We start from the raw sequence: 24,815 nt of genomic DNA, 5'->3' as shown, positions 1-24,815 counted from the left end.
TTGAAGCTTGTAACGTGAAGCTGCCCGGAGGGCTCCCCATGAGCTATGTGATCGACCGACGCCTCAATGGCAAGAACAAAAGCACGGTAAACCGCCAACGTTTCCTGCGGCGTTACCGTGACCACATCAAAAAGGCCGTTGAAGAGGCCGTCAGCCGTCGCTCCATCACCGACATGGAGCATGGTGAACAAATCAGCATTCCCGGACGGGACATCGACGAACCGGTGCTGCACCACGGTCGTGGCGGCAAGCAGACCGTGGTTCACCCCGGCAACAAGGAATTCACCACCGGCGAACATATCCAGCGCCCCCAGGGCGGAGGCGGCGGCAAGGGGCCGGGCAAAGCCGGTAACTCCGGCGAAGGCATGGATGAGTTCGTGTTCCAGATCACCCAGGAAGAATTCCTCGAATTCATGTTCGAAGACCTGGAACTGCCTAACCTGGTCAAACGCAACCTGACCGGCACCGACACCTTCAAGACCGTGCGCGCCGGCGTCAGTAACGAAGGTAACCCGTCCCGCATCAATATCATTCGCACCCTGCGCTCGGCACATGCCCGGCGTATTGCCCTGTCGGGCAGCAGTCGCGCAAAACTGAAGGAAGCCAAGGAGGAACTGGCTCGTCTTAAGCGTGAAGAGCCAGACAACTTCGGCGATATTCAGGAAATCGAGGCGGAAATCGAGAAACTCAGCGCGCGTATTCACCGTGTGCCGTTTCTCGATACGTTCGACCTCAAATACAACCTGCTGGTGAAACAGCCCAACCCCAGTTCCAAGGCCGTGATGTTCTGCCTGATGGACGTGTCCGGCTCCATGACCCAGGCCACCAAGGACATCGCCAAACGTTTCTTCATCCTGCTGTATCTGTTTCTCAAGCGGAACTACGACAAGATCGACGTAGTGTTCATTCGACATCACACCAGCGCGCGGGAAGTGGACGAAGAAGAGTTTTTCTACTCACGGGAAACCGGCGGCACCATCGTGTCCAGCGCCTTGAAACTGATGCAGGAGATCATGGCCGAGCGCTATCCAGCCAATGAGTGGAACATCTACGCCGCCCAAGCCTCCGACGGTGACAACTGGAATGACGACTCGCCAATCTGCCGCGACATCCTGATCAACCAGATCATGCCGTTCGTGCAGTACTACACTTATGTTGAAATCACCCCCCGTGAGCATCAGGCCCTGTGGTTCGAATACGAACGCATCGGCGAAGCCTTTGCCGACACTTTCGCCCAGCAGCAACTGGTCTCGGCCGGCGATATCTACCCGGTCTTCCGTGAACTCTTCCAGCGCAGGTTAGTGACATGACCGCCAAAAAAGAGCAAAAACGCCAACCCATATCCACGGGCTCCGAGTGGACCTTTGAACTGATCCAGGCCTATGACCGGGAAATCAGCCGTATCGCGGCGGGCTATGCCCTGGACACCTACCCCAACCAGATCGAAGTGATCACCGCCGAACAGATGATGGATGCCTATGCCTCGGTGGGCATGCCCTTGGGCTATCACCATTGGTCCTACGGCAAGCACTTCCTTAGCACCGAGAAATCCTACACCCGTGGCCAGATGGGGCTGGCCTACGAGATCGTCATCAACTCCGACCCGTGCATCGCCTACCTGATGGAGGAAAACACCATCTGCATGCAGGCGCTGGTGGTGGCTCACGCCTGCTACGGGCACAACAGCTTCTTCAAGGGCAACTACCTGTTCCGCACCTGGACCGATGCCAGCTCGATCATCGATTACCTGGTGTTCGCCAAGCAGTACATCATGCAGTGCGAGGAACGCCATGGCATCGATGCGGTAGAGGATTTGCTCGACTCCTGCCATGCCCTGATGAACTACGGCGTTGATCGCTACAAACGCCCGTATCCGATCTCCGCCGAAGAAGAACGCCTGCGCCAGAAAGAGCGCGAAGAGCACCTGCAGAAGCAAATCAACGACCTGTGGCGCACCATTCCCAAACGTGCCGGTAAAAACAGCGACAAAGACAATGCGCGCTTCCCCGCCGAACCTCAGGAAAACATCCTGTATTTCCTGGAAAAACATGCGCCGCTACTGGAGCCGTGGCAGCGGGAAATCGTGCGCATCGTGCGCAAGATCGCCCAGTATTTTTATCCACAGCGCCAGACCCAGGTGATGAACGAGGGCTGGGCAACGTTCTGGCACTACACCTTGATGAACGACCTGTACGACGAGGGGCTGGTCACTGACGGCTTCATGATGGAGTTCCTCACCTCGCACACCAGCGTGGTGTTCCAGCCGGGCTTCGACAGCCCGTATTACAACGGCATCAACCCCTATGCGCTGGGTTTTGCCATGTACCGCGACATCCGCCGCATGTGCGAGCACCCCACCGAGGAGGACCGCCGCTGGTTCCCGGAAATCGCCGGCAGCGACTGGCTGTCGACCATCAAGTTCGCCATGAGCAGCTTCAAGGATGAGAGCTTTATCCTGCAGTACCTGTCACCCAAGGTGATTCGTGACCTCAAATTGTTCAGCATTCTCGATGACGACCTCAAGGATGACCTGGTAGTCCCGGCCATCCATGATGAACCGGGTTACCGCACCATCCGCGAAACCCTGGCGGCGCAGTACAACCTGGGCAATCGCGAACCTAACGTGCAGATCTACAGCATCGACGTGCGCGGTGACCGCTCGCTGACGCTGCGTCACCAGCAGCACGATCGCAAACCCTTGGGCGAGTCCACCGAAGAAGTGCTCAAGCATCTGCATCGGCTGTGGGGCTTCGACATTCACCTGGAAACCCTGCAGGGCGATCAAGTGATGAAGACTCACCATGTGCCTCCGCGCACCGATCACAACGACAACGACTACGGCCGCCTGGACCTGGCCGTCGTTCACCTCTGAAACGGCAAAGCCTCCATTGGTCCGGCACAGGCGGTATCCTGTGCGGCTAATGGAGGCTTTTTCATGAAAATCTACAAAGTCGGCGGTGCGGTACGTGACCGCTTGCTGGGCATACCGGTCACCGACATCGACCGCGTTGTGGTGGGCGCAACCGCCGAAGAAATGCTCGCCAAGGGTTATAAGCCTGTGGGCGCTGACTTTCCGGTGTTCCTGGACCCGAAAAACGGTGACGAATATGCCCTCGCCCGCACCGAGCGCAAAAGCGGCCGGGGCTACGGCGGCTTTGTGTTTCACGCCAGCCCCGAGGTCACGCTGGAAGAAGACCTGATTCGGCGCGACCTGACCATCAATGCCATGGCAGAGGACGATGAAGGCAACCTGACCGACCCCTACGGCGGCCAAAGCGATCTTGCTGCGCGCATCCTGCGTCACGTTTCCCCAGCTTTTGCTGAAGATCCCCTCCGTGTGCTGCGTGTTGCACGCTTTGCCGCGCGTTACGCTCATTTGGGTTTTACCGTGGCGCCGCACACACTGGAACTGATGCGTCAGCTCAGCGAGTCCGGCGAACTGCAAGCGCTGACCCCGGAGCGTAGCTGGAAGGAAATATCCAGGGCGCTGATGGAGGATCAGCCAGAGGTGTTTATCCAGGTACTGCGCGACTGTGATGCGCTGAAAACCTTGATGCCGGAAGTGAACGCGTTGTTCGGCGTACCACAGCCTGAAGCCCATCACCCCGAAATTGACACCGGCGTACACACCTTGAGCGTGCTGGCACAGGCCGCCCGGCATCAACAACCCCTGACGGTGCGCTGGGCCTGCCTGCTGCATGACCTGGGCAAGGGCCTGACGCCTGTGGATAAGTTGCCACAGCATATCGCTCACGAGCACAAGGGCCTGAAGTTGATCAAGGCGGTCAACGAACGTTTCAAAGTGCCGAGGGATTGCCAGGATTTGGCGCTGCTGGTTGGCCAGTACCACACTCACGGACATCGTGCACTTGAGCTGAAAGCCTCGACGTTATTGGAGTTGCTGCAAAGTTTCGATGTGTACCGTCGACCCCAGCGCTTCGAGGAGTTTGTGGTGGCATGTGAAATGGATGCGCGCGGCCGCAAGGGTTTCGAGCAGCGTAGTTATCCACAGGCCGACTACTTACGCGGCGCGGCAAAGGCAGCGCGCGAAGTGGCGGTAGCGCCCCTGCTGGAGAAAGGTTTCAAGGGCCCGGAGCTGGGCGAAGCCCTCAAGCGCGAACGGCTCAAGGCGTTGAAGCACTACAAAGAGCAATATTCAGTGTAGAAGCGAGCTTGCCCGTGAGGATCGTCACACCGACTGCCTGGATTAACTCGCCTCTTGCGCGAGCAAGCTCGGCGCTTACAGAAGAACGTCCGAAGTGAGTTGCTGGCCCTGCCATTCAAACCCGACAGGCGCCAGTACCTGCTCGATCCGCGCATCACGCCACAGCTCAGCCAACGGCTTGCCCGCCTCCGGATGCACACGATCGGGGGCCATCAACGACAACGGCCACAATACAAAGGCGTTTTTCAGTATTTCTGCCCGCGGCAGGATCAAACCATCGAAATTACCCACCAGCTCGCCATACAGCAGCACGTCAATATCTAACGGCAAGCCCTTGCGATCAGGCGCATAGCGGCCATTGTCGGCCTCGATGAATTTCAAACGACGGTCCAGCTCCATCAATGGCAGATCGGTGTAGCCCGACACCACCAGATTGAAGAACGGCCCGCTCTTGATACCCACCGGCTGGCTTTCGAACACCGCCGAACAACGCATATCGACCAGCAAACCCGCCAGCGCGTCCAGGCCGGCGCATAAGTGGGTTTCGCGCTCGATATTGCTGCCAAGACCAAGGTAAACCTGAGTTAGCGACATCCGCGCTCGATCTCCACACCCACGCCCTTGGCGGCCGGCACGGCACCCGGCTTGGTCAGTTTGAGGTGCAGCCAGGGAATCTGGAACTCGCTCATCAGCACTTCGGCCAAGCGCTCGGCAAAGGTTTCCACCAGCTGGAATTGAGCCTGCTCGGCAAATGCCTGGATACGTGCGGATACGCTGGCGTAATCCAGCGCCAGGGTCAGGTCGTCGCCGGCCGCAGCCGGGCGGTTATCCCAGGCGAAGCTCAGGTCCAGGCGCAGGCATTGCTTGATGCCGCGCTCCCAGTCGTAGGCCCCGATCACGGTGTCGACTTCCAGGCCTTCGATAAACACTCTGTCCAAGCACTCTTCTCCGCAGCACGACAAGGGCGCGATGCCCCGTTAGAATCAGGGCGTCCTCGCCCGGAATAGTTAGCATGTTTTGGTCACTGGCGATTCTCGCCTACCTGCTCGGCTCGCTGTCCTTTGCCATTTTGCTCAGCCGCCTGACGGGAAATCCCGACCCGCGAATGAGTGGCTCAGGCAATGCCGGTGCCACCAATATGTTGCGCCTGGCCGGCAAGAAACTCGCCGTGCTGACGTTGCTCGGCGATCTCTGCAAGGGCCTGTTGCCCGTGCTGATCGCCAGCCTTGTCGGTCTTTCCCTGCAACAGCAAGCCTGGGTAGGCGTGTGTGCCGTGCTGGGCCATCTGTTTCCACTGTACTTTCGTTTTCGCGGCGGTAAAGGTGTTGCCACGGCAGCCGGCATGCTGCTGGGGATCTACCCGCCGGCTGCGTTGCTGGCCGTACTGGCCTGGCTACTGACCTTCTACCTGACCCGCACCAGCTCGCTGGCCGCGCTGATCGCCACACCGCTCACCCTGCCCCTGCTCGCATGGCAGGAGCCTGCGGCGCTGTTGCCGATGAGCGTGTTGACGCTGCTGATTGTCTGGCGTCACCGCGGCAATTTACGCGACCTGTTTGCCGGGCGCGAACGGCATTTTTAAATGCTGTCGATGAACCCGGCTCGCACCGCCCCCTTACAACGGTGAAAGCTGCTCCATCGGCCAACGCGCCTGCACGCTGATGGCCAGGCTCTCATGCTGCCCGGCCTGCAGACGCTGGCAACCGGCATAGGCGATCATCGCGCCGTTGTCGGTGCAGAACTCTGGCCGCGCATAGAACACGTCGCCCTGCATGTCGCCGAGCATTTTTTCCAGCGAGATACGCAATGCCTTGTTGGCGCTGACGCCGCCTGCAATCACCAGGCGCTTCATCCCTGCCTGTTTCAGGGCGCGCTTGCACTTGATGGTCAAAGTCTCCACCACGGCCTGCTGGAACGCCAGCGCAATGTCGCAACGGGCTTGTTCACTGTCGTCCCCGGCGCTGACGCTTTGCTGCCAGGTATTGAGCGCAGAGGTTTTCAAGCCGCTGAAGCTGAACATCAAGCCAGGGCGATCGCACATCGGGCGCGGAAACGTATGACGACCCGGTACGCCCTTTTCGGCCAGACGCGCAATTTCAGGGCCACCGGGATAGTTGAGGCCCATCATCTTCGCGGTCTTGTCGAAAGCCTCACCAGCAGCATCATCCAGCGATTCGCCCAAAAGCGTGTATTGGCCGATGCCATCGACCTGAACCAGCTGCGTATGGCCGCCGGAAACCAACAAAGCGACGAACGGAAACTCTGGCGGTGTTTTTTCCAGCATGGGGGCCAATAAATGGCCCTCCATGTGGTGCACACCGAGGGCTGGAATGCCCCAGGCAAAGGCCAGCGCCTGAGCGCAAGAAGCCCCAACCAGCAAGGCTCCAACCAATCCGGGGCCTGCGGTGTAAGCAATTGCGTCGATCTCGGTCGGCACACAGCCGGCCTCATCCAACACCTGGCGAATCAACGGCAGCATGCGTTTGACGTGATCGCGGCTGGCCAGCTCCGGCACCACGCCGCCATAGGCACGATGCAGGTCGATCTGACTGAACAGTGCATCGGCCAAAAGCCCGCGTTCACTGTCGTAAAGTGCGACGCCGGTTTCGTCGCAGGAGGTTTCAAGTCCCAGTACTAGCATGGGTTTGCGCCTTGTAGAGGCTGAATTCGAAGGCGCGCATAATAGTCGCCACTCCCCCTCCCGACTAGCGGTTTTCGATCAGAGGCTTTGCATTCCGGGCAATGAGGGGTTAACATCCGCAACCCTTAAAAACCGACGACCTCAGCCGCGAATGTTTTGCGACGAGAACGTTGATCCCGGTAATGAAAGAAGGTAGCTCTGGATGCCAGCCGTCAAAGTTAAAGAGAACGAACCCTTCGACGTAGCTCTGCGTCGTTTCAAGCGCTCCTGCGAAAAAGCCGGTGTACTGGCTGAAGTTCGTAGCCGCGAATTTTACGAGAAGCCAACTTCTGAGCGTAAGCGCAAAGCAGCAGCCGCTGTTAAGCGTCACGCCAAGAAAGTTCAGCGCGAACAGCGCCGCGCCGTTCGTCTGTACTAATACACAGACGATCGTAGCAAGCTTCTGCCAAAGCCCGGCCTTCAGCCGGGCTGCTGGCATTTGCGGATATCGCTTGATGCTTCACTGTTGACGCCGCACACGCGACCGATACATAGCTTCACACGTCAGGACTGGCTCTTTTGCCAGCGGTGCACGTCTCTTCTGACGAGCCTAACAAGGCTACTGACGAGCACACTTATTTTTCAACAGACGATCAATCGTATCGGCTGCGCCCCTTTTCCGAGGCCCGTCATTGGCCAAGACCGGAAACCCGGGCAACATTTCCAAGCCGAAGACTGATAGAAATTAACGTCAGTGAATGCTCGGCAGATACACTCCCTGACAGCCCAAGCAGACAATTGTTGATCAAGCCGTGAATCCCTGTGCTTGAGCGCTTGATGGACCCTCATTTACACGCAGTGATGACGAGAACGCCATGGCCGGGCTAATTCCCCAGAGCTTTATTGACGACCTTCTGAACCGCACCGACATCGTCGATGTTGTCAGCTCGCGCCTGCAAATGAAGAAGGCGGGTAAAAACTACACCGCCTGCTGCCCGTTCCACAAAGAAAAGACTCCGTCGTTCAGCGTCAGCCCCGACAAACAGTTCTACTACTGTTTCGGCTGCGGCGCAGGCGGCAACGCCCTCGGCTTCATCATGGACCACGACAACCTGGACTTCCCCCAGGCCGTCGAGGAACTGGCGAAAGCCGCCGGCATGGAAATCCCCCGTGAAGAAAGTGGCCGCGCGCACAAACCCCGACAGCCTACAGACTCACCGCTCTACCCGCTGCTGACCGCCGCTGCCGACTTCTATCGCCAGGCACTTAAAAGCCACCCGCAGCGCAAGGCCGCCGTCGATTACCTCAAGGGGCGCGGCCTCACCGGCGAGATCGCCCGCGATTTCGGCCTGGGCTTTGCCCCCCCCGGCTGGGACAATCTGTACAAGCACCTGAGCAGCGATACGCTGCAGCAAAAGGCCATGATTGATGCTGGCCTGCTGGTGGAAAACGCCGAGACCGGCAAGCGTTACGACCGCTTCCGCGACCGCGTGATGTTTCCGATCCGCGACAGCCGCGGCCGGATCATCGCCTTTGGTGGCCGGGTACTGGGGGACGACAAACCCAAGTACCTGAACTCGCCGGAAACGCCGGTATTCCACAAAGGCCAGGAGCTGTACGGCCTGTTCGAAGCGCGCAAGCACAACCGCAACCTTGATGAAATCATCGTGGTTGAAGGCTACATGGACGTCATCGCCCTGGCCCAGCAAGGCCTGCGCAATGCCGTGGCGACACTGGGCACCGCCACCAGCGAAGAACACATGAAACGCCTGTTTCGCGTCGTGCCCAGCGTGCTGTTCTGCTTCGACGGCGACCAAGCCGGGCGCAATGCCGCCTGGCGCGCACTCGAAGCCACGCTGTCGAGCTTGCAGGATGGGCGTAGGGCGCGCTTTCTGTTCCTGCCCGAAGGCGAAGACCCGGACACACTGGTTCGCTCCGAAGGCACCGACGCGTTTCGCGCACGCATCAATCAGCACGCCCAGCCACTGGCGGATTATTTCTTCCAGCAACTGACCGAAGAAGCCGACCCGCGCTCCCTCGAAGGCAAGGCGCACATGGCCACCCTCGCGGCACCGCTGATCGACAAAGTCCCAGGCGCCAACCTGAAATCACTGATGCGCATGCGCCTGCTGGAAATCACCGGATTGAGCGGGGATGCCGTCAGTCAGCTGGTGCACAGCGCGCCACCGGACGCACCGCCGGCCTATGACCCAGGCATGGATTACGACGCCATGCCGGATTATTCCGATTTCCACCAACCGCAGGAGGCCTACACGCCCCAGCAGGAGTGGACACCGAAGAAACCCGGCGCCGGCGGCAAGAAATGGGACAACAAGAAACCCTGGAGCAAGAACGGCAAGCGCGGCGACCGCGATGAAGCCTATGCGCCACGTACTCCGGTAGCGGTTGAGGCGCCCATGCTTATCGCGTTGCGCACGCTTATTCATCACCCGCAACTGGCGGGAAAGGTTGAAAGCGCCGACCACTTCGCCAATGAAAGTAACAGCTATGCTCAGGTACTGATCGCCTTGATCGAGGCGGTGCAGAAAAATCCCAAGCTAAACTCAATTCAATTGATGGCTCGTTGGCATGGCACCGAACAGGGGCGCCTCTTGAGAGCACTCGCGGAAAAGGAGTGGCTAATTGACGGCGATAACCTTGAACAACAATTTTTAGACACCATTACTAGGTTATCTGCGGGTCAGCACACGCAGACCCTCGATGACCTCATCAAAAGAGCAAGGCAGCCGGGATTGTCGGCTGAAGAGCAAATTCAGATAGCAAAACAGATGCGCGACCTCTTAAAACAGAACGTTTGCGCATCAAACCCGACCTCAGCTGGCGTGTGAGGTCATAGCTCGGGTATAATCCTCGGCTTGTTTTTTGCCCGCCAAGACCTTCAGTGGATAGGGTGTTATGTCCGGAAAAGCGCAACAGCAGTCTCGTATTATTGAGTTGATCAAACTGGGTCGTGAGCAGAAGTATCTGACTTACGCCGAGGTCAACGACCACCTGCCCGAGGATATTTCAGATCCTGAGCAGGTGGAAGACATCATCCGCATGATTAACGACATGGGGATCCCCGTACACGAGAGTGCTCCGGATGCGGACGCCCTTATGTTGGCCGACGCCGATACCGACGAGGCTGCCGCTGAAGAAGCGGCTGCCGCGCTGGCTGCTGTGGAGACCGATATCGGTCGTACCACCGACCCTGTGCGCATGTATATGCGTGAAATGGGTACCGTCGAGCTGCTGACACGTGAAGGCGAAATCGAAATCGCCAAGCGTATCGAAGAGGGTATCCGTGAAGTGATGGGCGCAATCGCGCACTTCCCTGGCACGGTTGACCACATTCTCTCCGAGTACAACCGCGTTACCAGCGAAGGTGGCCGCCTGTCGGACGTCCTGAGCGGTTATATCGACCCGGACGACGGCATTGCGCCGCCGGCTGCCGAAGTGCCGCCGCCTGTCGATGCCAAGGTTGCAAAAGCGGACGACGACTCCGACGACGACGAAGCTGAATCCAGCGACGACGAAGAAGAAGCCGAAAGCGGTCCAGACCCGATCATCGCTGCCCAGCGTTTCGGTGCGGTTTCCGATCAAATGGAAATCACCCGCAAGGCCCTGAAGAAGCACGGTCGCACCAACAAGCAGGCAATTGCCGAGCTGCTGGCGCTGGCTGAGCTGTTCATGCCGATCAAGCTGGTACCGAAGCAATTCGAAGGTCTGGTTGAACGTGTTCGCAGTGCACTTGAGCGTCTGCGTGCTCAAGAACGCGCAATCATGCAACTGTGTGTACGTGATGCACGCATGCCGCGCGCCGACTTCCTGCGCCAGTTCCCAGGCAACGAAGTTGACGAAAGCTGGTCCGACGCACTGGCCAAGGGCAAGGCGAAATACGCTGAAGCCATTGGTCGCGTGCAACCGGACATCATTCGCTGCCAGCAGAAGCTGACCGCGCTTGAGACCGAAACCGGCCTGACCATTGCTGAAATCAAGGACATCAACCGTCGCATGTCGATCGGCGAGGCCAAGGCCCGCCGCGCGAAGAAAGAGATGGTTGAAGCGAACTTGCGTCTGGTGATCTCGATCGCCAAGAAGTACACCAACCGCGGCCTGCAATTCCTCGACCTGATTCAGGAAGGCAACATCGGCCTGATGAAGGCTGTGGACAAGTTCGAATACCGTCGCGGCTACAAGTTCTCGACTTATGCCACCTGGTGGATCCGTCAGGCGATCACTCGCTCGATCGCCGACCAGGCCCGCACCATCCGTATTCCGGTGCACATGATCGAGACCATCAACAAGCTCAACCGCATTTCCCGGCAGATGTTGCAGGAAATGGGTCGCGAACCGACCCCGGAAGAGCTGGGCGAACGCATGGAAATGCCTGAGGATAAAATCCGCAAGGTATTGAAGATCGCTAAAGAGCCGATCTCCATGGAAACGCCGATTGGTGATGACGAAGACTCCCATCTGGGTGACTTCATCGAAGACTCGACCATGCAGTCGCCAATCGATGTCGCCACCGTTGAGAGCCTCAAAGAAGCGACTCGCGACGTACTGTCCGGCCTTACTGCCCGTGAAGCCAAGGTACTGCGCATGCGTTTCGGCATCGACATGAATACCGACCACACCCTTGAGGAAGTCGGTAAGCAATTTGACGTGACCCGTGAGCGGATCCGTCAGATCGAAGCCAAGGCGCTGCGCAAGCTGCGCCACCCGACGCGAAGCGAGCATCTGCGCTCCTTCCTCGACGAGTGATGCCAGAACCCCCGGCCCAGGCCGGGGGTTTTGCTTTCTACAGATAAAACACTCTGTCTCCTCCCTCCCCCGCAATGCCCGTCTACACTCGAAACATTCCCCGTGCCATAACGAGACCGTTATGCCCAGACTGCCGACTGTGTTACTGCTGTCGCTGCTGACCTGGACCGCAACGGCTGGCGCGTTGACTCTTTCTGATGATGAGCGTAGCTGGCTGGCGGACCATCAGGAGCTGCGCCTTGGGGTGGATGCCTCTTGGCCCCCCTTCGAATATCGCGACGAAAACGGTCGCTACCAGGGACTGGCTGCCGACTATGTGCGCCTGATCCAGGACCGCCTGGGCGTGCGGATCAATCTGATTGAGCCGGCGAACTGGACCGCCGTGCTTGAACAGGCCAAACACAACCAGCTCGACCTGCTGCCCGGCATCATGTCCACCCCGGAGCGGCAAAGCTACATGGCCTTTACGCGCCCCTATCTGGATTTCCCCATCGTCATCCTCGCCCATGTAGGGGGTGCCAAACCACGCGACCTCAAGGGTCTGTACGGGCTGAAGATTGCCGTGGTGGAAAACTATGCGCCCCACGAACTGCTGCGTACCCACCACCCCGACCTCAACCTGGTGGCGATGCCCAACGTCAGCTCGACACTGCAGGCCCTGGCCACCGACGAAGTGGATGCCGTGGTCGGCGATCTGGCTTCCAGCGTCTGGAGCCTGCGCCAGCTCAAGCTTGACGGCTTGTACGTCAGCGGCGAAACGCCCTACCGCTATCAACTGGCGATGGGCGTACCACGGGATGAAAAAATACTGGTGGGCATACTCGACAAGGTGCTCGCCGACTTGAGTCCCGATGAAACCGACGCGATCCAGCAACATTGGGTAGGCAGCGTCGCCGATCACCGGACTTTCTGGGTCGACTTGCTGACGTACGGCCTGCCCGCCGTGCTGCTGCTGAGCACAGTCCTGGCCATCGTGATTCGGATCAATCGTCGGCTCAGTTCGGAAATTTCCCGGCGAGTCGCCCTTGAACAAGAACTGCGCAGCAGCGAATACCACTATCGCGGCCTGGTGGAGAGCCTGTCCGCCATTGCCTGGGAAGCCAGCATCACCGACTTCACCTACAGCTACGTATCGCCCCATGCCGAAGACCTGTTGGGTTACCCCCGCGCCCACTGGCTGATCCCCGGCTTCTGGCGCAACATCATCCACCCCGCCGACCTGACACGCGCCGAAGCCTATTGCTACCGCGAAACCCGCGCCAACCGCGACCATAGCGTGGATTATCGCGTGATCACCGCCGACGGCCGCTGCCTGTGGGTGCGTGACATTGTCAGCCTGATCGAACACGGCCATGAGCCAGTACTGCGCGGCCTGATGATCGACATCAGCGAAGCCAAGCGCACCGAAGAAGCGCTGCAGCTGTCTGAGCAAAAGTTTGCCTCTGTGTTCCAGCAATGCCCGGACATCCTGGTGATCGCACGGATGTCCGATGGCTGCCTGCTGGAGGTCAACAAGGCGTTCGAGGACCAAATTGGCCTGACGGCCGAAGAGGTCGTGGGCAAAACCGCCACCGAGCTGAATATCTGGGGCGTCCAAGGCGTCGGTCCCGACCTGCTGCAAAGGGCGCAGAACACCAGCATCCGCAACTTGGAGATGACCTTCCTGCGCAGCAATGGCCAGGCGTTTACCGGGCTGATCTCGGCCGAACCCTTCCAACTCGACACCACCGCAGCCCTGGTGGTGGTGGTGCGTGACATCAGCCAACTCAAAGAAACTCAACAACAACTGCAAACCTCTGAAGAGAAATTCGCCAAGGCATTCCACGCCTCTCCAGATGGCTTGCTGTTGAGCCGCCAGCGCGATGGTGTGTTGATTGAAGTGAACGAAGGCTTCAGCCGGTTGACCGGTTTCACCAGCGCGACGCTTGACCAGTCATCCCTGGACCTGGGCATCTGGGTCGACCTCAACGAACGCAAGCACATGCTGGAGCTCATGCAGCGTGACGGGTTTGTGCGCGACTTTATCTGCCACATCCGCCGCGCCGACGGTTTGATTCGCCTATGTGAATTATCCAGCCGGCCCCTGCCCATCGGCGGTGAAGACTGCATGCTGACCATCGCCCGCGACATCACCGAGCGCCAGTTGATGCAGGAAAAACTGCAACAGGCTGCCACCGTGTTCGAAAGCACCGCCGAAGGGGTATTGATCACCGACACCCGACAGAACATCAGCGCCGTGAACCGTGCTTTCAGCGAAATCACCGGCTACAGCGAAGCCGAAGCCCTGGGCCAGACTCCGCGCCTGCTCGCCTCCGGCCTGCACGACAGCGCGTTCTACGCGGCGATGTGGCATCAGTTGACCGCGCATGGGCATTGGCAGGGCGAGATTTCCAACCGCCGTAAGAACGGCGAGTTGTACCCCAGTTGGCTGACCATCAGTGCCGTGCGCAACCGCGAGCAACTGATCACGCATTTCGTCGCGGTGTTTGCTGACATTTCCAGCCTCAAGCACGCCCAGGCCCGCCTCGACTACCAGGCGCACCATGACCCGCTGACCGGCCTGCCCAACCGCACATTGTTTGAAAACCGCCTGCAGGCGGCGCTCAACACCCAACAGGAAATCGGCAACCAGGGCGCAGTGCTTTTCCTCGACCTGGACCGTTTCAAGCACATCAATGACAGCCTCGGTCACCCCATCGGCGACCTGCTGCTCAAGGACATCGCCGTACGCCTCAAGGAACAACTGCGCGATATCGACACCGTCGCCCGGCTAGGCGGCGACGAATTCATCATCCTGCTGCCCGGCCTGCAGCAAGCCAGCGATGCCGAGCATCTGGCCAATAAACTGCTGGCCTGCTTTACCCCACCGTTCCAGGCCGGTGAGCACGAGTTCTTTATTACCGCCAGCATCGGCACTAGCCTGTACCCCCAGGACGGCACTGATGTCGCCACCCTGGTCAAGAACGCCGATGCTGCGATGTACCGCTCCAAAGCCAAGGGGCGCAACCGGGTCGAAAGCTATACCCGCGACCTGACCGCACAGGCCAACGAACGTGTGGCGCTGGAACACGAATTGCGCCGCGCCATGGAGCGCGACGAACTGAGCCTGTACTACCAACCAAAACTCAGCCTCTCGACGCAAGAAGTGATCGGCGCCGAAGCGCTGATTCGCTGGCACCACCCGACCTTCGGCGATGTCCCGCCTGAACACTTCATCGCCCTGGCCGAAGAGAACGGCATGATCTTGCAGATCGGCGATTGGGTCCTGGAGCAAGCCTGCCGCCAGATGCATCTGTGGAAAGAAGCCTTCGAAGACTTCGGCCCACTCTCGGTCAACCTTGCCGGCGCACAGTTGCGCCATCCCAACCTGCTGGGGCGCATTGAACAGCTGCTACGCGACTACCGCCTGGAGCCGGGGCGCCTGCAACTGGAGATCACCGAGAACTTCATCATGAGCCAGGCCGAAGAAGCGCTGGAGGTGCTGCATCAACTCAAGCGCCTGGGCGTACAGTTGGCCATTGATGACTTCGGCACCGGCTACTCGTCCCTCAGCTACCTCAAGCGCCTGCCGCTGGACTTCCTGAAAATCGACCAGTCCTTCGTGCGCGGCCTGCCCGATGACCCTCACGATGCCGCCATCGTGCGCGCCATCATTGCCCTGGGCCACAGCATGCAATTCACCATCATCGCCGAGGGCGTGGAGAACCCCGCGCAGCAAGCCTTCCTGGCCGCCGAGGGCTGTGAGCAAATGCAAGGCTACATCGTCAGCCTACCCCTGCCGCCGGAGCTTTTTGCCGCAAGCCACCTTCACCTGCGTGTTTCAGAGTTTTCGGATGGCACAGCGGAGAATCCATCGTTATAATCCGCGACCTGTTAAGGGCCTATAGCTCAGTTGGTCAGAGCAGAGGACTCATAATCCTTTGGTCCACGGTTCAAGTCCGTGTGGGCCCACCAACTCCAAAAGCCGCGCATTGCGCGGCTTTTGTGTGTCTGGAAGTCTGTAACATGTAGCCCACTGCCGTCAGCACTGGAGTGCCCACTTTGCCCGTCCTCGATGAAATCGACCGCCAACTGATCGCCGCCCTGCAGATCAACGCTCGTGAAAGCGTGGCGATGCTTGCGCGGCAGCTGGGTATCGCGCGCACCACGGTGACGTCGCGCCTGGCACGCCTGGAGAAGACCCAAGTGATTACTGGTTATGGCGTGCGCCTGGGCCAGCGGGTAGTGGACGGCGGTTTGCAGGCTTATGTGGGGATTACTGTGCAAGCGCGCTCGGGCAAGGATGTGTTGCGCAGGCTGAGTGCCATGGCGCAGGTCCAGCAGTTGTGTGCGGTCAGCGGTGAGTTCGATTACGTGGCGTGGCTGCGCACCGATTCGCCGGAACAACTGGATCAATTGCTGGACCAGATCGGCAGCGTCGACGGTGTCGAGAAAACCACCACCTCCATCATCCTCAGCAGTAAATTGGACCGCGGCCAGCCAATCTGACCACTTGCTTCGTCACCTTGACTAAAAACAATTCAATCCGACGACACTTTGGGTCTTATTAACGAACACTGCGCTCCCTAAACTGGCTGCCATCTTTTCCTATACTCCACGGGACGTGCCCCGCCGAGTCGCCAGCCAGGTGTGCCATGAACGAAGCCAACCAAAAGACTTTCCAAAAGCCCAATCGCCACCCTGCAGACGGCAAAAAGCCCATCACCATCTTCGGCCCGGACTTCCCGTTTGCCTTTGACGACTGGATCGAACACCCCGCCGGGCTGGGCAGTATTCCCGCCGCCCAGCATGGGGCTGAAGTCGCCATTGTCGGCGCCGGGATCGCCGGGCTGGTGGCCGCTTACGAGCTGATGAAACTGGGCCTGAAACCCGTGGTATACGAAGCCTCGAAGATGGGCGGCCGCCTGCGCTCCCAAGCGTTTGAAGGCGCCGAGGGCATCATCGCCGAACTGGGCGGCATGCGTTTCCCGGTGTCCTCCACCGCGTTCTACCACTATGTGGACAAACTGGGCCTGGAAACCAAACCCTTCCCCAACCCGCTGACTCCGGCCTCCGGCAGCACCGTGATCGACCTCGAAGGCCAGACCCACTACGCGCAAAAACTCTCCGACCTGCCGGTGCTGTTCCAGGAAGTTGCCGACGCCTGGGCCGATGCCCTGGAAGCCGGCTCGCAGTTCGGTGATATCCAACAAGCTATCCGTGATCGCGACGTACCGCGTCTCAAGGAGCTGTGGAATAAGCTGGTGCCGCTGTGGGACGACCGCACTTTCTACGACTTCGTCGCCACCTCCAAGGCCTTCGCCAAGCTGTCGTTCCTGCATCGCGAAGTCTTCGGCCAAGTGGGCTTCGGCACCGGTGGCTGGGACTCGGACTTTCCCAACTCCATGCTGGAAATCTTCCGTGTGGTCATGACCAACTGCGACGATCACCAACACTTGGTGGTCGGTGGTGTGGCGCAGGTGCCCATGGGTATCTGGCGTCATGTACCGGAGCGCTGCGCCCACTGGCCGGCGGGTACCAGCCTCAGCTCGCTGCACCGGGGCGCGCCACGGGCCGGGGTGAAGCGTATTGCCCACGCCGCCGATGGCCGTTTCGCCGTCACGGATAACTACGGCGACACCCGCGAATACGCGGCGGTGCTGACCACCTGCCAAAGCTGGCTGTTGACCACCCAGATCGAGTGCGACGAAAGCCTGTTCTCGCAAAAAATGTGGATGGCCCTGGACCGCACCCGCTACATGCAATCGTCGAAAACCTTCGTCATGGTCGACCGCCCGTTCTGGAAAGACAAAGACCCGGAAACCGGCCGCGACCTGATGAGCATGACCCTGACCGACCGCCTGACCCGGGGCACTTACCTGTTCGATAACGGCGACGATAAACCGGGGGTTATCTGCCTGTCGTACTCCTGGATGAGCGACGCGCTGAAAATGCTCCCGCAGCCCATCGATAAGCGCGTAAAACTGGCCCTCGACGCCCTGAAGAAGATTTACCCGAAGGTCGACATCAAGGCGCGCATCATCGGCGACCCGATTACCGTGTCCTGGGAAGCCGACCCGCATTTCCTCGGGGCCTTCAAAGGCGCGTTGCCCGGCCACTATCGCTACAACCAGCGCATGTATGCGCACTTCATGCAGAAGGACATGCCCGCCGAACAACGTGGGATTTTTATCGCCGGCGACGATGTATCCTGGACCCCGGCCTGGGTGGAAGGCGCGGTTCAGACCTCGCTGAACGCGGTGTGGGGCATCATGACTCACTTCGGCGGCCGCACTCATCCGGAAAACCCAGGCCCGGGTGATGTGTTCGATGAAATCGGACCGATTGCTTTAGCGGATTAAGGAGTCAAGCATGCGTGTCGCCCTGTACCAATGCCCACCACGACCGCTGGATGTGGCCGCCAATCTCAAGCGCCTGCACCAAGTGGCACACGAGGCCTCGGGCGCCGATGTGCTGGTGTTGCCGGAGATGTTTCTCAGCGGCTACAACATCGGCGCCGAAGCCGTTGGCGCACTGGCTGAAGCCCAGGACGGCGCGTCGGCACAGGCAATCGCCGCACTGGCCAAAAGCGCCGGGCTGGCGATTCTGTATGGCTACCCGGAGCGCGCCGATGACGGGCAGATCTACAATGCCGTGCAGTTGATCGACGCCCACGGCCAGCGCCTGTGCAACTACCGCAAGACTCACCTGTTCGGTGATCTGGACCACTCGATGTTCAGTGCCGGGGAGGATGATTTCCCGGTGGTGGAACTGAATGGCTGGAAGCTGGGGTTTCTGATCTGCTACGACCTGGAGTTTCCGGAAAACACTCGGCGTCTGGCCCTGGCCGGCGCCGAGCTGATCCTGGTGCCCACCGCCAATATGGTGCCATTCGACTTTGTCGCCGACGTCACCGTGCGGGCGCGGGCCTTCGAAAACCAATGCTATGTGGCTTACGCCAACTATTGCGGGCATGAAGACGAGATTCAATATTGCGGGCAAAGCAGCATTGCGGCGCCGAACGGTCAGCGAATCGCCCAGGCCGAGCTGGATGAAGCCTTGATTGTGGGCGAGCTGGATCGCCGCTCAATCCTGGACGCCCGCGCCGCCAATCACTACCTGCAAGACCGTCGCCCGGAGCTCTACGGCGTGCTGAACAAACCCTGAGCCAGCCGGTTTGCCGGCGGTTTGTTAACATGGCCACACCCTACGTTTCGGAAGTGTCCATGCCTGCCCCGGCCCACCCTCATCATCGTCATCTGACCCTGGCCAATGGCCTGCAGGTTTCTCTACGCCATGCACCGCGCTTGAAGCGTTGCGCCGCAGCCTTGCGGGTGGCCGTCGGCAGCCATGATGTGCCTTTGGCGTGGCCGGGATTGGCGCATTTTCTGGAGCATTTGTTGTTTCTGGGCACCAAGCGTTTTCCCGCGAACGACGCCTTGATGGCGTACGTGCAGCGTCACGGCGGCCAGGTCAACGCCAGTACCCGGGAGCGCACCACCGACTTCTTTTTCGAGTTGCCGGTGTCGACCTTCGCCGAGGGGCTTGAGCGACTGGCCGAGATGCTCGCTCATCCACGCCTGGCAATTGAAGATCAACTGCGTGAACGCGAAGTGCTGCACGCGGAGTTCGTCGCCTGGTCGCAGGATGCCCAAGCGCAACGGCAGGTCGCACTGCTCGAAGGTCTGGCCGATGATCATCCGCTGCGGGGTTTTCATGCCGGTAATCGCGACAGCCTGCCCGTGGAAAGTGAGCTGTTTCAGCAAGCGCTGAGGGCATTCCACACCGACTTCTATCAGAGTGGGCAGATGACCCTGAGCCTTGTCGGCCCCCAGCCGTGGGACGAACTCGAAGCGCAGGCGCGGCGGTTCAGCGAACAGCTGGCCGCCGGGGCTGGCCACCCACAGGCCGCTCCGCCGGCGCTGATGCGCGACCAGGCCATGAGTTATCAGCACACTGCCAATGGTCACCTGCACCACGTCATTGCCTGCGATGTACCACGCGAAGCCCTGGAGTTTCTCTGTACCTGGCTCAACAGCGCAGCGCCCGGCGGGTTGCTGGCTGAACTGAAAACTCGAAAGCTGGCCAGCACATTGCAGGCCTCGGTGCTTTATCAGTTCGCTGGGCAAGCACTGCTGGATATCGACTTTGCTCTCGACACCCACGCTGATTCGGCGGCGCTGATCGAGATGTTGTTGCACGACTGGCTGAGCTTTTTCGCCCACAGTGACTGGACGTCACTGCGCGAAGAATTCGCCCTGCTGGCGGCGCGTCAACTTCAGGTCCAAGGCGCCCTGGCGTTGGCGCGGTACGAAAGCCAAGCGCTGTCGGAGCACAGCGTCAGTGCCTTGAAGGCCCTGCTTGATTCACTTCAGCTGAAGCCCGCCCAGCACACTTGGCAGTTGCCACCCGGCAACCCGTTCCTGCGCCCGCCCGTCAAAGAAGAACGCGCCGGCCTGATTCGCGGCCAAACCAGCGCCCATCGCGGCCTGCGCACCTTTGCCCAGGATCGTTCCCGAGGCCGACGCGAAGCCTCCGCGCTGACGTTCAGCAAAGCCTTGGCTGATGACACCGAGGAAGGTGCGCTCTATCTGCATTGGCAGTTTGATTCAAGCCTCCCTGCCGGGCTGGAAAGCGCATTGCAGCCGTTGCGGGACAACGCCCATCAGGCGGGCGTCGAGTTATCGTTCGAAACCCTCGCCAATGACTGGTGGGTGAAAATGACCGGCCTCCACGAGCCGATGCCGGCCGTGCTCGAAGCCTTGGCGCATAACCTTAACCTGCCCGTGGCCCATGAGACGCCCTCCAACGCAGCGCCGCTGATTGCTATCCGAGCACTGCTCAAGGCGCTCCCGGCTTGCTGTGCCGGTGCACGCAGCGAACCCCGCGTGACGCCGGCAGCGTGGAACACCGCCCGCTGGCAAGGGTTGGGCCTGGGGTTGCCTGCCGCATGCGAAGCCGCGATCAAAACCGCTGCCGCTCGTTTGCCTGGGCAGCCCGCGAGCATCGAGTACCAACACCCGCCCATCGGTGGTCAACGTCTCTGGCACGCGATGGCAACGGCGTCCGACGAAGCGGCATTACTGCTGTTTTGCCCGGCACCCACACAATCCCTGGAGGACGAGGCCGCGTGGCGCCTGCTCGGGCATCTGTTGCAGGGGCCTTTCTACCAACGCTTGCGCGTCGAGCTGCAAGTCGGCTACGCCGTATTCAGCGGCGTGCGACAGATCAACGGGCAAACCGGGCTGCTGTTTGGCGTGCAGTCCCCCAGCGTTTCCCTCGCCGGTATCGTCGAACACCTGCAAACCTTTCTGACACAACTGCCGTCGTTGATCGAGGGCAGCGCCGACCTGGGGGGCCAGGACCTGGCCCGGCAGCTCACGGCACTTTCTGTCGCCCTAGCCGCCGAGCAGCTTTGGCACGCGCAGTTGGCCGGCCATTCGTCGGGATATCTGGAGCGGCTTGAACAACTCATCCAATCTCGCACGCGTGAAGATTTACTGCAGGCCGCCCGGCAACTCAACAATGCCTCGGGCGGCTGGCGCTGTGTCGCCAACGGCCCACGTATCAGCGATCACTGGCAAGCCGCAGGCTGATCATTGCCAGGCCTGCAAAAGGCTTTTTCTTTCGAGACAGCGCTAACTTGAGAAGAATTGCGTAATATTCATACGCAGTATCTGAACATCTCCGACAGGAGGTGGACTATATGTAGTAGTTGGTAGTGAACGTCCCATCCTTTGGTAGGAGTATGAATATGACCTGGTCCAAACCTGCTTACACTGATCTGCGCATCGGTTTCGAAGTCACCATGTACTTCGCCAGCCGTTAATCCGCTGGGTAATACAACGCCTCGGTTCGCCCGGGGCGTTTTTGTTTTGAGCTTTGCTTGATGGAGCGACCATGTTTGTCCAGATTCTAGGTTCCGCCGCCGGCGGTGGTTTCCCACAGTGGAACTGCAACTGCGTGAACTGCGCAGGTTTTCGTGATGGCAGCTTAAAGGCCCAGGCCCGCACCCAGTCGTCCATCGCGATCTCCGACGATGGCGTGAACTGGGTACTGTGCAATGCCTCGCCGGATATCCGGGCGCAACTGCAAGGCTTTGCCCCGATGCAACCCGGCCGTGCCCTGCGCGACACCGGCATCAGCGCGATCATCCTGATGGACAGCCAGATCGACCACACCACCGGCCTGCTGAGCCTGCGTGAAGGCTGCCCGCACCAGGTGTGGTGCACCGACATGGTCTTTGAGGACCTGAGCACCGGTTTCCCGTTGTTCACCATGCTCACCCATTGGAACGGCGGCCTGGTCAGGAACCGCATCGAGCTGGACACCGGCTTCACCATCCCGGCCTGCCCAAACCTGCGTTTTACCCCGTTGCCACTGCGCAGCGCTGCGCCGCCCTACTCGCCACACCGCTTCGACCCGCACCCAGGCGACAACATCGGCCTGATCGTCGAAGACCTGCGCACCGGCGGCAAACTGTTCTACGCCCCGGGGCTGGGCAAGGTCGACGCGCCGTTGCTGGAGATCATGGCCGGTAGCGATTGCCTGTTGGTGGATGGCACGATGTGGGATGACGATGAAATGCAACGCCGTGGCGTCGGCACTCGCACCGGCCGCGAGATGGGCCACCTTGCGCAGAACGGCCCCGGCGGCATGCTCGAAGTGCTTGCGCAGTTGCCTGAACAGCGCAAGGTACTTATCCACATCAACAACACCAACCCGATTCTCGATGAGGATTCCCCCGAGCGGGCCGAGTTGGCGCGGCGCAATGTCGAAGTGGCTTACGACGGCATGAGCATCGAACTGTAGGAGCGGGCTTGCCCGCGAAAAATTCAAGGGCAATGCGCTCATTCAGAATGCCCCGTCCTCATTAACCACCTTCGCGAGCAAGCTCGCTCCTGCAGGAGAACTCTTGTGACTGAAAGACCGATGAGCACCACAGAATTTGAAAAGGCCCTGCGGGCCAAGGGCGCCTTCTACCATATCCATCACCCGTACCACGTGGCGATGTATGAAGGCCGAGCCACTCGCGAGCAGATCCAGGGCTGGGTCGCCAACCGCTTCTACTATCAGGTGAATATCCCGCTGAAAGACGCGGCGATCCTGGCCAACTGCGCGGACCGCGAGATCCGTCGCGAGTGGATTCAACGCCTGCTGGACCACGACGGCGCACCCGGCGAAGACGGCGGGATCGAAGCCTGGTTGCGCCTGGGCCAGGCGGTCGGCCTCGACCCCGATCAACTGCGCTCCCAGGAATTGGTGTTGCCCGGTGTGCGTTTTGCGGTGGATGCCTACGTCAACTTCGCCCGTCGCGCCAGCTGGCAAGAAGCCGCCAGCAGTTCGCTGACCGAGCTGTTCGCCCCGCAGATCCACCAGTCGCGCCTCGACAGTTGGCCGCAGCATTACCCGTGGATTGATCCAGCCGGCTACGAATATTTTCGCACGCGCCTGGGCCAGGCCCGTCGCGATGTGGAGCACGGGCTGGCGATCACCCTGCAGCACTACACGACTCGCGAAGGCCAGGAGCGCATGCTGGAAATACTCCAGTTCAAACTGGATATTTTGTGGAGCATGCTGGACGCCATGAGCATGGCCTATGAACTCAACCGCCCGCCCTATCACAGCGTGACCGAGCAACGGGTGTGGCATAAAGGGATCACCCTATGAGCTTTGATCGCAGCAAAAAACCGACCTGGCGCCAAGGCTATCGCTACCAGTACGAGCCTGCGCAAAAAGGCCATGTGTTGCTCTATCCTGAAGGCATGATCAAGCTCAACGACAGCGCCGCCTTGATCGGTGGCTTGATCGACGGTGAGCGCGACGTCGCGGCCATCATCGCCGAGCTGGAAAAACAATTTCCCGGTGTGCCTGAACTCGGTGAAGACATCGAGCAATTCATGGAGGTCGCCCGTGCTGAGCACTGGATCAACCTTGCCTGAAAAACCCGCTGTCGGCCTGCCGCTATGGCTGCTCGCCGAGCTGACTTACCGCTGCCCGTTGCAATGCCCGTATTGCTCCAACCCGCTGGATTTCGCCGAGCAGGGCAAGGAGCTGAGCACCGAGCAGTGGATCAAGGTGTTTCGCGAAGCGCGGGAAATGGGTGCGGCACAATTGGGGTTTTCCGGCGGTGAACCGCTGGTGCGCCAGGATCTCGCAGAGCTGATCGCCGAGGCACGCCAGTTGGGGTTCTACACCAACCTGATCACCTCCGGCATCGGCCTCACCGAACAGAAAATCAGCGACTTCAAAAAAGCCGGCCTGGACCATATCCAGATCAGCTTCCAGGCCAGCGATGAACAGGTGAACAATCTGCTGGCCGGCTCGAAAAAAGCCTTCGCGCAAAAACTGGAAATGGCCCGTGCGGTCAAGGCCCATGGCTATCCGATGGTGCTGAACTTTGTCACCCATCGGCACAATATCGACAAGATCGACCGTATCATCGAGCTGTGCATCGCGCTGGAAGCCGACTTCGTCGAACTCGCCACCTGCCAGTTCTATGGCTGGGCACAACTCAATCGCGTGGGGTTGCTGCCGACTAAAGAGCAGTTGGTGCGCGCCGAGCGCATCACTAACGAATACCGTGCCAAGCTTGAAGCCCAAGGGCACCCCTGCAAGCTGATCTTCGTGACCCCGGACTACTACGAGGAGCGCCCAAAAGCCTGCATGAACGGCTGGGGCAGTCTCTTTCTGACGGTGACACCGGACGGTACCGCCCTACCCTGCCACGGCGCCCGACAGATGCCGGTGCAATTTCCGAATGTGCGCGATCACAGCATGCAGCACATCTGGTACGACTCGTTCGGCTTCAACCGCTTTCGCGGCTATGACTGGATGCCCGAACCGTGCCGTTCGTGTGACGAAAAGGAAAAGGACTTCGGCGGCTGCCGCTGCCAGGCCTTTATGCTGACCGGGGATGCGAGCAATGCCGACCCGGTATGCAGCAAGTCCGAGCAGCACGGCATCATCCTGCAGGCGCGGGAGGAGGCCGAACACGCTACTCAGACCATTGAGCAACTGGCCTTTCGCAACGAGCGCAACTCACGACTCATCGCCAAAGGCTGACGGCCTCAGCGCTTGGCGATGATGTACACCGCATGCACGATGCCCGGGATGTAGCCGCACAGGGTCAGCAGGATATTCAGCCAGAACGCGCCACCGAACCCCACTTGCAGGAACACGCCCAGTGGCGGCAACAGGATGGCAATGATGATACGAATGAAATCCATAGGGTCAGCTCCAGAAAATCGGCTCGTGTGAGCCGTGTAGCTAATCGACCGTGGGGGT

At 59.9% G+C, this 24,815-nt stretch carries 21 protein-coding genes and 1 tRNA gene; 18 read left to right on the top strand and 4 right to left on the bottom strand.

Going from position 1 to position 24,815, the window contains the following annotated elements:
* The first annotated feature begins 38 nt into the window (after window positions 1–38).
* The 3 genes from JBE38_RS25400 (at window position 39) to JBE38_RS25390 (ending at window position 4,165) form a co-directional block, all read left to right on the top strand.
* Window positions 39–1,310 (top strand): YeaH/YhbH family protein, encoded by a 1,272-nt coding sequence (locus tag JBE38_RS25400; protein ID WP_060757275.1) that lies wholly within the window; start codon window positions 39–41, stop codon window positions 1,308–1,310.
* Window positions 1,307–2,872 carry a SpoVR family protein gene (locus JBE38_RS25395; RefSeq protein ID WP_060757274.1) on the top strand — a complete coding sequence of 522 codons (1,566 nt, stop codon included), beginning with the start codon at window positions 1,307–1,309 and terminating at the stop codon, window positions 2,870–2,872. The genes JBE38_RS25400 and JBE38_RS25395 overlap by 4 nt, the downstream gene beginning before the upstream one ends.
* Before the next feature lie 63 nt (window positions 2,873–2,935).
* Entirely contained in the window at window positions 2,936–4,165 is a 1,230-nt protein-coding gene (locus JBE38_RS25390; protein WP_090368490.1) for a multifunctional CCA addition/repair protein, read from the top strand.
* 75 nt (window positions 4,166–4,240) lie between these two features.
* Here JBE38_RS25390 and folK read toward each other — a convergent pair whose 3' ends face one another.
* Window positions 4,241–4,759 carry a 2-amino-4-hydroxy-6-hydroxymethyldihydropteridine diphosphokinase gene (gene folK / locus JBE38_RS25385; RefSeq protein WP_090368488.1) on the bottom strand — a complete coding sequence of 173 codons (519 nt, stop codon included), beginning with the start codon at window positions 4,757–4,759 and terminating at the stop codon, window positions 4,241–4,243.
* Window positions 4,750–5,103, bottom strand: a complete 354-nt coding sequence (folB, locus tag JBE38_RS25380) for a dihydroneopterin aldolase (protein ID WP_060757271.1) — start codon at window positions 5,101–5,103, stop codon at window positions 4,750–4,752. Before folB ends, folK begins: the two co-directional genes overlap by 10 nt.
* Before the next feature lie 74 nt (window positions 5,104–5,177).
* Here folB and plsY point away from each other — a divergent pair, with 74 nt between their 5' ends.
* A complete protein-coding gene (plsY, locus tag JBE38_RS25375; RefSeq protein ID WP_060757270.1) occupies window positions 5,178–5,747 on the top strand; it encodes a glycerol-3-phosphate 1-O-acyltransferase PlsY in 570 nt (189 codons plus the stop codon).
* Window positions 5,748–5,780: 33 nt separating this feature from the next.
* Here plsY and tsaD read toward each other — a convergent pair whose 3' ends face one another.
* A complete protein-coding gene (tsaD, locus tag JBE38_RS25370) occupies window positions 5,781–6,806 on the bottom strand; it encodes a tRNA (adenosine(37)-N6)-threonylcarbamoyltransferase complex transferase subunit TsaD (RefSeq protein WP_060757269.1) in 1,026 nt (341 codons plus the stop codon).
* A 202-nt stretch (window positions 6,807–7,008) separates the two neighbouring features.
* On the opposite strand from tsaD, the gene rpsU reads away from it, so the two are divergent.
* The 14 genes from rpsU to pqqE all read left to right on the top strand — a co-directional run bounded on the left by rpsU (window position 7,009) and on the right by pqqE (window position 24,593).
* Window positions 7,009–7,224, top strand: a complete 216-nt coding sequence (gene rpsU / locus JBE38_RS25365; RefSeq protein ID WP_002551877.1) for a 30S ribosomal protein S21 — start codon at window positions 7,009–7,011, stop codon at window positions 7,222–7,224.
* A 436-nt stretch (window positions 7,225–7,660) separates the two neighbouring features.
* Window positions 7,661–9,634 (top strand): DNA primase, encoded by a 1,974-nt coding sequence (gene dnaG, locus JBE38_RS25360; RefSeq protein ID WP_205345409.1) that lies wholly within the window; start codon window positions 7,661–7,663, stop codon window positions 9,632–9,634.
* Between the two features lie 67 nt (window positions 9,635–9,701).
* The gene (rpoD, locus tag JBE38_RS25355; RefSeq protein WP_060757267.1) at window positions 9,702–11,549 is read left to right on the top strand and encodes an RNA polymerase sigma factor RpoD; all 1,848 of its coding nucleotides are present in this window, start codon (window positions 9,702–9,704) and stop codon (window positions 11,547–11,549) included.
* A 121-nt stretch (window positions 11,550–11,670) separates the two neighbouring features.
* Entirely contained in the window at window positions 11,671–15,411 is a 3,741-nt protein-coding gene (locus tag JBE38_RS25350) for a bifunctional diguanylate cyclase/phosphodiesterase (protein ID WP_060757266.1), read from the top strand.
* Between the two features lie 15 nt (window positions 15,412–15,426).
* A tRNA-Ile gene (locus tag JBE38_RS25345) sits at window positions 15,427–15,503 on the top strand.
* A gap of 87 nt (window positions 15,504–15,590) precedes the next feature.
* On the top strand, window positions 15,591–16,037 hold the full coding sequence (locus tag JBE38_RS25340; protein WP_060757265.1) for an Lrp/AsnC family transcriptional regulator: 447 nt from the start codon (window positions 15,591–15,593) through the stop codon (window positions 16,035–16,037).
* 146 nt (window positions 16,038–16,183) lie between these two features.
* The gene (locus JBE38_RS25335) at window positions 16,184–17,890 is read left to right on the top strand and encodes a flavin monoamine oxidase family protein (RefSeq protein ID WP_161548718.1); all 1,707 of its coding nucleotides are present in this window, start codon (window positions 16,184–16,186) and stop codon (window positions 17,888–17,890) included.
* A gap of 10 nt (window positions 17,891–17,900) precedes the next feature.
* The gene (locus JBE38_RS25330; protein ID WP_205345408.1) at window positions 17,901–18,695 is read left to right on the top strand and encodes a carbon-nitrogen hydrolase family protein; all 795 of its coding nucleotides are present in this window, start codon (window positions 17,901–17,903) and stop codon (window positions 18,693–18,695) included.
* Window positions 18,696–18,754: 59 nt separating this feature from the next.
* A complete protein-coding gene (gene pqqF, locus JBE38_RS25325) occupies window positions 18,755–21,124 on the top strand; it encodes a pyrroloquinoline quinone biosynthesis protein PqqF (RefSeq protein WP_205345426.1) in 2,370 nt (789 codons plus the stop codon).
* Window positions 21,125–21,282: 158 nt separating this feature from the next.
* Window positions 21,283–21,357 (top strand): pyrroloquinoline quinone precursor peptide PqqA, encoded by a 75-nt coding sequence (gene pqqA / locus JBE38_RS25320; protein WP_003194766.1) that lies wholly within the window; start codon window positions 21,283–21,285, stop codon window positions 21,355–21,357.
* A gap of 71 nt (window positions 21,358–21,428) precedes the next feature.
* Complete coding sequence (pqqB, locus tag JBE38_RS25315; RefSeq protein WP_205345407.1) at window positions 21,429–22,340, top strand: pyrroloquinoline quinone biosynthesis protein PqqB; 912 nt, start codon at window positions 21,429–21,431, stop codon at window positions 22,338–22,340.
* Between the two features lie 120 nt (window positions 22,341–22,460).
* Entirely contained in the window at window positions 22,461–23,198 is a 738-nt protein-coding gene (pqqC, locus tag JBE38_RS25310; RefSeq protein ID WP_205345406.1) for a pyrroloquinoline-quinone synthase PqqC, read from the top strand.
* Window positions 23,195–23,470 carry a pyrroloquinoline quinone biosynthesis peptide chaperone PqqD gene (pqqD, locus tag JBE38_RS25305; protein WP_060757259.1) on the top strand — a complete coding sequence of 92 codons (276 nt, stop codon included), beginning with the start codon at window positions 23,195–23,197 and terminating at the stop codon, window positions 23,468–23,470. The genes pqqC and pqqD overlap by 4 nt, the downstream gene beginning before the upstream one ends.
* Window positions 23,463–24,593 carry a pyrroloquinoline quinone biosynthesis protein PqqE gene (gene pqqE, locus JBE38_RS25300; RefSeq protein WP_060757258.1) on the top strand — a complete coding sequence of 377 codons (1,131 nt, stop codon included), beginning with the start codon at window positions 23,463–23,465 and terminating at the stop codon, window positions 24,591–24,593. The genes pqqD and pqqE overlap by 8 nt, the downstream gene beginning before the upstream one ends.
* A gap of 5 nt (window positions 24,594–24,598) precedes the next feature.
* Here the strand turns inward: pqqE and JBE38_RS25295 are convergent, their stop codons facing one another.
* The gene (locus tag JBE38_RS25295; protein WP_003228885.1) at window positions 24,599–24,757 is read right to left on the bottom strand and encodes a YqaE/Pmp3 family membrane protein; all 159 of its coding nucleotides are present in this window, start codon (window positions 24,755–24,757) and stop codon (window positions 24,599–24,601) included.
* Between the last annotated feature and the right edge of the window lie 58 nt (window positions 24,758–24,815).

The organism is Pseudomonas sp. ICBG1301 (assembly GCF_016918385.1).
GTDB classification, from domain to species: Bacteria; Pseudomonadota; Gammaproteobacteria; order Pseudomonadales; family Pseudomonadaceae; genus Aquipseudomonas; species Aquipseudomonas palleroniana.
Note: the sequence above shows the minus strand (reverse complement) of the source record. Positions and strands in the feature narration are given on the sequence as shown.

Bases quoted from the DNA above. Each gene is read 5' to 3' on its own strand.
- JBE38_RS25335 (WP_161548718.1), top strand. From the start codon at position 16,184: ATGAACGAAGCCAACCAAAAGACTTTCCAAAAGCCCAATCGCCACCCT.
- JBE38_RS25390 (WP_090368490.1), top strand. From the start codon at position 2,936: ATGAAAATCTACAAAGTCGGCGGTGCGGTACGTGACCGCTTGCTGGGC.
- rpoD (WP_060757267.1), top strand. From the start codon at position 9,702: ATGTCCGGAAAAGCGCAACAGCAGTCTCGTATTATTGAGTTGATCAAA.
- folK (WP_090368488.1), bottom strand. From the start codon at position 4,759: ATGTCGCTAACTCAGGTTTACCTTGGTCTTGGCAGCAATATCGAGCGC.
- JBE38_RS25330 (WP_205345408.1), top strand. From the start codon at position 17,901: ATGCGTGTCGCCCTGTACCAATGCCCACCACGACCGCTGGATGTGGCC.
- tsaD (WP_060757269.1), bottom strand. From the start codon at position 6,806: ATGCTAGTACTGGGACTTGAAACCTCCTGCGACGAAACCGGCGTCGCA.
- rpsU (WP_002551877.1), top strand. From the start codon at position 7,009: ATGCCAGCCGTCAAAGTTAAAGAGAACGAACCCTTCGACGTAGCTCTG.
- JBE38_RS25400 (WP_060757275.1), top strand. From the start codon at position 39: ATGAGCTATGTGATCGACCGACGCCTCAATGGCAAGAACAAAAGCACG.
- pqqB (WP_205345407.1), top strand. From the start codon at position 21,429: ATGTTTGTCCAGATTCTAGGTTCCGCCGCCGGCGGTGGTTTCCCACAG.
- plsY (WP_060757270.1), top strand. From the start codon at position 5,178: ATGTTTTGGTCACTGGCGATTCTCGCCTACCTGCTCGGCTCGCTGTCC.
- dnaG (WP_205345409.1), top strand. From the start codon at position 7,661: ATGGCCGGGCTAATTCCCCAGAGCTTTATTGACGACCTTCTGAACCGC.
- JBE38_RS25295 (WP_003228885.1), bottom strand. From the start codon at position 24,757: ATGGATTTCATTCGTATCATCATTGCCATCCTGTTGCCGCCACTGGGC.
- pqqF (WP_205345426.1), top strand. From the start codon at position 18,755: ATGCCTGCCCCGGCCCACCCTCATCATCGTCATCTGACCCTGGCCAAT.
- pqqD (WP_060757259.1), top strand. From the start codon at position 23,195: ATGAGCTTTGATCGCAGCAAAAAACCGACCTGGCGCCAAGGCTATCGC.
- JBE38_RS25350 (WP_060757266.1), top strand. From the start codon at position 11,671: ATGCCCAGACTGCCGACTGTGTTACTGCTGTCGCTGCTGACCTGGACC.
- pqqC (WP_205345406.1), top strand. From the start codon at position 22,461: ATGAGCACCACAGAATTTGAAAAGGCCCTGCGGGCCAAGGGCGCCTTC.
- JBE38_RS25395 (WP_060757274.1), top strand. From the start codon at position 1,307: ATGACCGCCAAAAAAGAGCAAAAACGCCAACCCATATCCACGGGCTCC.